The sequence below is a fragment of the Streptomyces sp. NPDC091280 genome (assembly GCF_044768565.1).
In the GTDB taxonomy this organism is placed as follows: domain Bacteria; phylum Actinomycetota; class Actinomycetes; order Streptomycetales; family Streptomycetaceae; genus Streptomyces.
Window position 1 is genome coordinate 349,959 of sequence record NZ_JBIVUZ010000014.1, and the last position, 7,432, is coordinate 357,390.

The 7,432-nt window shown below is 71.8% G+C and carries 5 protein-coding genes; 4 read left to right on the forward strand and 1 reads right to left on the reverse strand.

Annotated elements, in window-relative coordinates; all coding sequences use genetic code 11:
• Positions 1–46 precede the first annotated feature (46 nt).
• Positions 47–1,702, forward strand: coding sequence for a M4 family metallopeptidase (locus ACIQPR_RS37920; protein ID WP_403658132.1), 1,656 nt, complete (start codon positions 47–49; stop codon positions 1,700–1,702).
• Positions 1,703–1,784: 82 nt separating this feature from the next.
• Positions 1,785–2,294, forward strand: a complete 510-nt coding sequence (locus tag ACIQPR_RS37925; protein WP_403658135.1) for a DUF1990 family protein — start codon at positions 1,785–1,787, stop codon at positions 2,292–2,294.
• A 22-nt stretch (positions 2,295–2,316) separates the two neighbouring features.
• Here the strand turns inward: ACIQPR_RS37925 and ACIQPR_RS37930 are convergent, their stop codons facing one another.
• On the reverse strand, positions 2,317–4,935 hold the full coding sequence (locus tag ACIQPR_RS37930; protein ID WP_403658138.1) for a glycosyltransferase family 1 protein: 2,619 nt from the start codon (positions 4,933–4,935) through the stop codon (positions 2,317–2,319).
• A gap of 214 nt (positions 4,936–5,149) precedes the next feature.
• Between ACIQPR_RS37930 and ACIQPR_RS37935 the strand changes: the two genes are divergently transcribed.
• Together ACIQPR_RS37935 and ACIQPR_RS37940 are read left to right on the forward strand one after the other, a co-directional pair.
• A complete protein-coding gene (locus ACIQPR_RS37935) occupies positions 5,150–6,361 on the forward strand; it encodes a S8 family peptidase (RefSeq protein ID WP_403658141.1) in 1,212 nt (403 codons plus the stop codon).
• A 220-nt stretch (positions 6,362–6,581) separates the two neighbouring features.
• Positions 6,582–7,432: maltotransferase domain-containing protein (locus ACIQPR_RS37940; RefSeq protein ID WP_403658144.1), on the forward strand; the 851-nt coding region annotated here is incomplete at its 3' end.

Below are 7,432 nucleotides of genomic sequence, written 5' to 3' on the forward strand. Positions count from 1 at the left end.
CGGTCAGTAACCCCACGCTGCCGGTCTCCCCCACAAAGGAGCTTGCGTGACCCCCCTCTACGCGCGTCACAAGCGCACCACCCTGGCCATCGCCACCGCGGTGGCCGCGGGCGCCCTGCTCGCGACCGGTGTCACCACCGGTGCCTCCGCCCAGCCCGCCACGGGCAAGGCCGCCCCCCTCGCCGCCGCCCCGCAGCTGCTCTCCAACGCCGCGCGCACCGCGCTGGTCAAGGAGAAGCAGGCCGACGCGGCCGAGACGGCCACGCAGATAGGCCTCGGCACCAAGGAGAAGCTGGTCGTCAAGGACGTCGTCAAGGACGTCGACGGCACCGTGCACACCCGCTACGAGCGCACCTACGCGGGCCTGCCGGTCCTCGGCGGCGACCTGGTCGTGCACACCTCGCCGGCCGGCAAGACCGAGGGTGTCACCAAGGCCCACAAGGCGGCCATCAAGGTCGCCACCGTCACGCCGAAGATCACCGTCGCCAAGGCCGAGAAGCAGGCGCTGACCGCCGCCAAGGCCGCCGGTTCGGACAAGACCGCCGCCGACGGTGCCCGCAAGGTCATCTGGGCCGGCGGCGCCACCCCCGTCCTCGCCTACGAGACGGTCGTCGGCGGTCTCCAGGACGACGGCACCCCGAACCAGCTGCACGTCATCACCGACGCGGCCACCGGCAAGAAGCTCTTCGAGTACCAGGGCATCGAGAACGCCACGGGCACCGGCAAGACCCTGTACTCGGGCACCGTCAGCCTCACCACCACCCTGTCGGGCACGACGTACTCGCTGACCGACGCCTCGCGTGGCAGCCACAAGACGTACAACCTGAAGCACGGGACGTCCGGCACCGGCACCCTGTTCACCAACACCACCAACACGTGGGGCACGGGCACCGCCTCCAGCTCCACCACCGACGTGACCGCCGCCGCGGACGCCGCCTACGGCGCCCAGGAGACGTGGGACTTCTACAAGGACACGTTCGGCCGCAGCGGCATCAAGAACAACGGCGTCGGCGCCTACTCCCGCGTGCACTACGGCAGTTCGTACGTGAACGCGTTCTGGGACGACAGCTGCTTCTGCATGACCTACGGCGACGGGGCGAGCAACACCCACCCGCTGACCTCGCTGGACGTGGCCGGCCACGAGATGAGCCACGGCGTCACCGCCAACACCGCGGGCCTCAACTACTCCGGTGAGTCCGGCGGGTTGAACGAGGCGACCTCCGACATCTTCGGCACCGGCGTCGAGTTCTACGCCAACAACTCGTCCGACCCCGGTGACTACCTCATCGGCGAGAAGATCAACATCAACGGCGACGGCACCCCGCTGCGCTACATGGACCAGCCCAGCAAGGACGGCGGCTCCGCCAACTACTGGTCCTCCTCGGTCGGCAACCTCGACGTGCACTACTCCTCGGGCGTCGCCAACCACTTCTTCTACCTGCTGTCCGAGGGCAGCGGCGCGAAGACGATCAACGGCGTGAGCTACAACTCGCCCACGTACAACGGCTCCACGGTCACCGGCATCGGCCGCGCCAAGGCGCTCCAGATCTGGTACAAGGCGCTGACGACGTACTTCACGTCGACCACCAAGTACGCGGGCGCCCGCACCGGCACCCTGAGCGCGGCGGCGGCCCTCTACGGCTCCGGCTCCACCGAGTACAACGCGGTGGCCGCGGCCTGGTCGGCGGTCAACGTCAGCTGACAGCGGTCGAGTTGACAGGCTGAACCCCAGGGCGGTACCCGGAGCGAAGGCATCTCCGGGTACCGCCCTACTCTTGGGTCCCATGTCCTTCACGTACGACGACGTCGGCGCGACCCGCGAACGCGGCTTCTGCCCTCCGGGCTTCCACCCCCTCCATGTGCGCACCCGGATCGGCGAGGGCGAGAAGGTGTTCCGCCGGGCCTCCGAGGCGGTCCTCACCTGGGAGCTGCACCGCGAACTGGGCGTCGGCATCGAGGCGAGCGCGGAGCGGGCCGCCCCCGGCGTGGACGTCACGGTCACCCTCGCGGGCCTGATCAAGGCCCCCTGCCGCGTCGTCTGGACGGTGGAGGAACACCGCAGGACGGGCTGGGCCTACGGCACCCTCCCCGGCCATCCCGAGTGCGGCGAGGAGGCCTTCGTGGTCGACCGCACGGGCGACGGCACGGTCTGGCTGACGGTGTCGGCCTTCAGCCGCGCCGCCAAGTGGTACGCCCGGCTGAGCGGCCCGGCGACCCGGGGCCTCCAGCACGCGTACGCCCGCCGGTGCGGGAGCACACTGCGCCGCCTGTGTGCTCCCTACTCGGAGGTCTAGGGCAGCTCGTCCGGAGCGGGCCCTAGCGCAGCAGCACCCCCGCCCCCTCCACCGCGTCCTCCGAAGGCACCGCCACGAGTCCCAACTCCGCGCCGGAGGCGAGCAGTCGGTGTGCCGGGAGGATGCGGACCGTGTAGCCGTAGGGTCCGGTGCGGTCCAGCGCGAGCGGCCCCTCGTACAGCCAGCGCCCCTCCTGGTCCGGGCCGCCCGCCGGTTTCAGGGGGACCGTCACCGCATCCCCGATCCGGTCCTCCGGATCGACCCGCCCCGACACCGCCTGCACTTCCACGTCGTCCGGGCCGAGCCCGCCGAGCCCCACCCGCACCCGCAGATTCAGCGTCGTACCGAGTTCCGCCGTGGCGGTGGCGGCGGACGTCTCGACGTGGTCGACGCTCACCCCGTGCCAGGCGGCCCGCACCCGCCCCTTCCAGGCGGCGAGTTCCCGCGCCGCGTCCGGTGTCATCGCGCGGTGGGCGTGCGCGGCCGGGGCGTACAGCCGCTCCACGTACTCGCGGACCATGCGGCCGGCCAGCACCTTCGGGCCGAGCAGGGTCAGGGTCCGGCGGACCATCTCGATCCAGCGGTCGGGCAGGCCGTCCTGGCCGCGCTCGTAGAAGCGCGGGGTGACGCGCTGCTCCAGGAGGTCGTAGAGGGCGGCGGCCTCCACGTCGTCGCGGTGGTCGGGATCGGTGCCGGTGCCGTCGGCCGTGGGGATGGCCCAGCCGAAGTCGGGCTGGAACCACTCGTCCCACCAGCCGTCCAGGACCGAGAGGTTGAGGCAGCCGTTGAGCGCGGCCTTCATCCCGCTGGTGCCGCACGCCTCCAGCGGACGCAGCGGGTTGTTGAGCCAGATGTCGCAGCCGGGGTAGAGCTTCTGCGCCATCGCCATGCCGTAGTCGGGCAGGAACACGATGCGGTGGCGGACGCGCGGGTCGTCGGCGAACTTCACCAGTTCCTGCACGAGCCGCTTGCCGCCGTCGTCCGCCGGGTGCGCCTTGCCCGCCACCACGATCTGGATCGGATGGTCCGGGTGCAGAAGGAGATCCATCAGCCGGTCGCGGTCCCGCAGCATCAGCGTCAGCCGCTTGTACGACGGGACGCGGCGCGCGAAGCCGATGGTGAGGACCTCGGGGTCGAGCACGCCGTCGATCCAGCCCAACTCGGCTGATCCGGCGCCGCGTTGACGCCAGGAGGCGCGCAGCCGCTCGCGCACCTCGACGACCAGCTGTTCGCGCAGATCGCGCCGCAGCTCCCAGATGTCCTGGTCCGGGATCTCCGCGACCGCGTCCCAGCGGTCCGAGCCGCCGACCGTCAGCGCGTCCTCGGTGCGCCGGTCGCCGATCTGCCGGGCGCCGAGCCGGAACACCTCGGGGGCGACCCAGGTCGGCGCGTGCACGCCGTTGGTCACGGAGGTGATCGGCACCTCCTCCGGGTCGAAGCCCGGCCACAGGCCGGAGAACATCTCGCGGCTGACCTGCCCGTGCAACAGCGAGACGCCGTTGGCGCGTTGGCCCAGGCGCAGGCCCATCACCGCCATGTTGAACAGGTTGGGTTCGCCGCCCGGATAGGTCTCCATGCCCAGCCGGAGGATGTTCCCGACGTCCATGCGCGGGAGTTCGGCGTCCGGCCCGAAGTGGGTGGCGACCAACTCCCGGTCGAAGCGGTCGATTCCGGCCGGGACGGGGGTGTGCGTGGTGAAGACCGTGCCGGCCCGCACCGCCTCCAGGCCCGCGTCGAAGTCCAGCCCGGCGTCGCAGAGTTCGGCGATCCGCTCCAGGCCGAGGAAGCCCGCGTGGCCCTCGTTGGTGTGGAACACCTCCGGCTCGGGGTGACCGGTCAGCCGGCAGTACGTCCGCACCGCGCGCACCCCGCCGATCCCGAGCAACATCTCCTGGAGCAGCCGGTGTTCGCTGCCGCCGCCGTAGAGGACGTCGGTCACCCCGCGGGCGCCGGGGTCGTTCTCCTCGACGTCGGAGTCGAGCATCAGCAGCGGTACCCGGCCGACCTGGGCGAGCCAGATCCGGGCGCGCAGCGAGCGTCCGCCGGGCAGCGCGATGGCGACCTGCGCCGGGGCACCGTCGTCCTCGCGCAGCAGTGCCACCGGGAGTTCGTTGGGGTCCAGGACCGGATAGGTCTCCTGCTGCCAGCCGTCCCGGGACAGGGACTGGCGGAAGTAGCCGTGCCGGTAGAGGAGTCCGACGCCGATCAGCGGTACGCCGAGGTCGCTGGCCGACTTGAGATGGTCGCCGGCGAGGATGCCGAGGCCGCCGGAGTACTGGGGCAGGGCGGCCGTGACACCGAACTCGGGTGAGAAGTAGGCGACGGCGGCGGGCAGTTCACCGGACTGGGCCTGGTACCAGCGGTCGCCGCCCACATAGTCGGCGAGATCGCCGGCGACCTCGGTGAGCCGGCGCAGGAAGCGGTGGTCCTCGGCCAGTTCCGCGAGCCGCTCGGCACTGACGCCGCCGAGCAGCCGTACCGGATCGCCTTCCGAGGCGGCCCAGCGCTCGGGGTCGACGGACTGGAAGAGATCGCGGGTTTCCGCGTGCCAGGACCAGCGCAGATTGCGCGCGAGATCGCTGAGCGGCCGGAGGGGTTCGGGGAGAACGGGACGGACGGTGAATCGACGGATCGCCTTCACAGCTCCACCTTGCGCGTTCGCTGGATGACACACGGCAATGTGCGTCGTCGTCTCTGAAGACGGTACCGGCCCTGGTGCGGGCGTCGCCGGTGACTGACGGCCCGCACCGAAGATGGGGCGACCTGGGCCGAAAAGGCACCCTCGTGCGCCCTTGTGGTGCTTCGCACCGCACGAGAGGCTGCCCAGTGGAGAGTTGAAGGAGGGGAACTCGACCATGGCACGGACGCGTACGCGGCGTCTGCGCCGGGCGGGGGGACTGACCGCGGTCGCCACAGCCGTGGTGTTTTCGGCCATCACCCTGCCCGCGCACGCCGCACCGGAGGGGACCATACTCGGCGCCGGCGAACCCGGCTCCGTCAGCGGCAGCTACCTGGTGACACTCAAGGGGGGAACGAAGGCTCCGTCGGCCGCCGGAAAGGGGCTCGCGGCGAAGTACGGGGCGACGATAAGCCGTACGTACGGCACGGCACTCAACGGCTACGCCGTGGAGGCGAACGCGAGACAGGCCAGGCTCCTCGCGGCGGACCCGCGGGTCGCCTCGGTCGCGCAGGACACCCGGGTGGCCCTGGACGGCGCCGGCCGGATCGAGCGCGACCCGCCGTCCTGGGGCCTGGACCGCCTCGACCAGCCGAGCCTGCCGCTGGACGGGAGCTACAGTTCGCCGGGCTCCGGGGGCGACGGGGTGACGGTGTACGTGATCGACACCGGCATCCGCGTCACCCACAAGGACTTCGGCGGCCGGGCGAGCTACGGCTGGGACTTCGTCGACGACGACACCACCGCCCTTGACGGCAACGGCCACGGCACCCATGTGGCCGGCACCATCGCGGGCACCACCTACGGCGTGGCGAAAAGGGCCCGGGTGGTCTCGGTCCGGGTCCTGGACGACGCGGGGGCCGGTACGACCTCGCAGGTCATCGCGGGGATCGACTGGGTCACCCGGCACGCGCGCAAACCGGCGGTGGCCAATCTGAGCCTCGGCGGCTACCACAACACCCAGCTCGACGCCGCCGTACGCAACTCGATCGCCTCCGGAGTCACGTACACGGTGGCGGCGGGCAACGACGACCGGTCGGCCGGCCTGTACTCCCCCGCCGATGTGCCGCAGGCGATCACGGTCGGCGCCACCGGCCGCGACGACAGGCGGGCCGCCTTCTCGAACTACGGCCCGGCCGTCGACCTGTTCGCCCCCGGCGTCTCGATCACCTCCGCGTCGTACACGAGCGACACCGGCCGGGCGACGTTCTCGGGCACGTCGATGGCGTCGCCGCACGCGGCCGGCGCGGCGGCGGTCTACCTCGGCACTCACCCGCGCGCCACACCGGCACAGGTGTCCAAGGCGCTCGTCGCGGAGGCGGTCTCCGGCAAGGTGTCCGGCGAAGGACCGGGTTCGCCGGACAAACTTCTGCAAGTACCGCGGTCGTAGTGCGGGAGTGACGGCTCCGGCCCCGTCCGCCCAGGACGGGGCCGGATCTTTTCCGGAGATCTGCGTGTAAGTAGTTAGCAACCTGCCGGATTGCTAACCCGAATAGGGTGGGAAGGCTCCACCGGTACACCCCCCAAGACGCAGTACGGGATCTCCTTCGCAGGACCCACCTCCCCACACCCATCCGCCCACACCCACGTTGACGCGGACAGGAGCGGTCATGCCCGCCACGCACCACTCGTCAGCACCCCCGACACCCGGTACGGCCACGCCCCCCGCGGGCCCCGCCGGCACGGCACCACCCGCCCCGGAGCCACCCTCCGCGGCGGGCACACCGCCCGGCATCGGACGCATCCCCGTCCTCGATGTCCGGCCGGTCGTCCAGCACGGCCACCGGGCCGCGAAAGCGGTGACCGGTGAGACCTTCGAGGTGTCGGCCACCGTCTTCCGGGAAGGCCATGACGCGGTCGCCGCCAATGTCGTCCTCCGCGATCCGGACGGCCGTCCCGGCCCCTGGACCCCGATGCGGGAGCTCGCCCCGGGCACCGACCGCTGGGGCGCCGAGGTCACTCCGGACGCGCCGGGCCGCTGGTCGTACGTCGTGGAGGCGTGGAGCGACCCCGTCGCCACCTGGCGCCACCACGCGGAGATCAAGATCCCGGCCGGGATGGACACGGACCTGGTCCTGGAGGAGGGCGCGCGGCTGTACGAACGCGCCATCGCCGGGGTACCGAAGGGCCGGGGCCTGCGGCCCGTCCTGCGCGGCGCGGTCACCGCCCTCCGCGACGAGACCCGCCCGGCGGCGGCCCGCCTCGCCGCCGCGCTGACGCCCGAGGTGGACCGGATCCTCGCCCGCCATCCGCTGCGGGAGTTGGTGACGGCCTCCGAGCCGCGCGCGCTGCTGGTGGAGCGGGAGCGGGCGCTGTTCGGCTCGTGGTACGAGTTCTTCCCGCGCTCCGAGGGCACGGCGGCCGAACCCCACGGGACCTTCCGCACGGCGGCGAAACGCCTCGCGGGCATCGCCGCGATGGGCTTCGACGTCGTCTACCTCCCCCCGATCCACCCGATCGG

What these genes read in the sequence shown, in the direction of transcription:
- ACIQPR_RS37925 (WP_403658135.1), top strand. Translation starts at nt 1,785, where the DNA reads ATGTCCTTCACGTACGACGACGTCGGCGCGACCCGCGAACGCGGCTTC.
- ACIQPR_RS37935 (WP_403658141.1), top strand. Translation starts at nt 5,150, where the DNA reads ATGGCACGGACGCGTACGCGGCGTCTGCGCCGGGCGGGGGGACTGACC.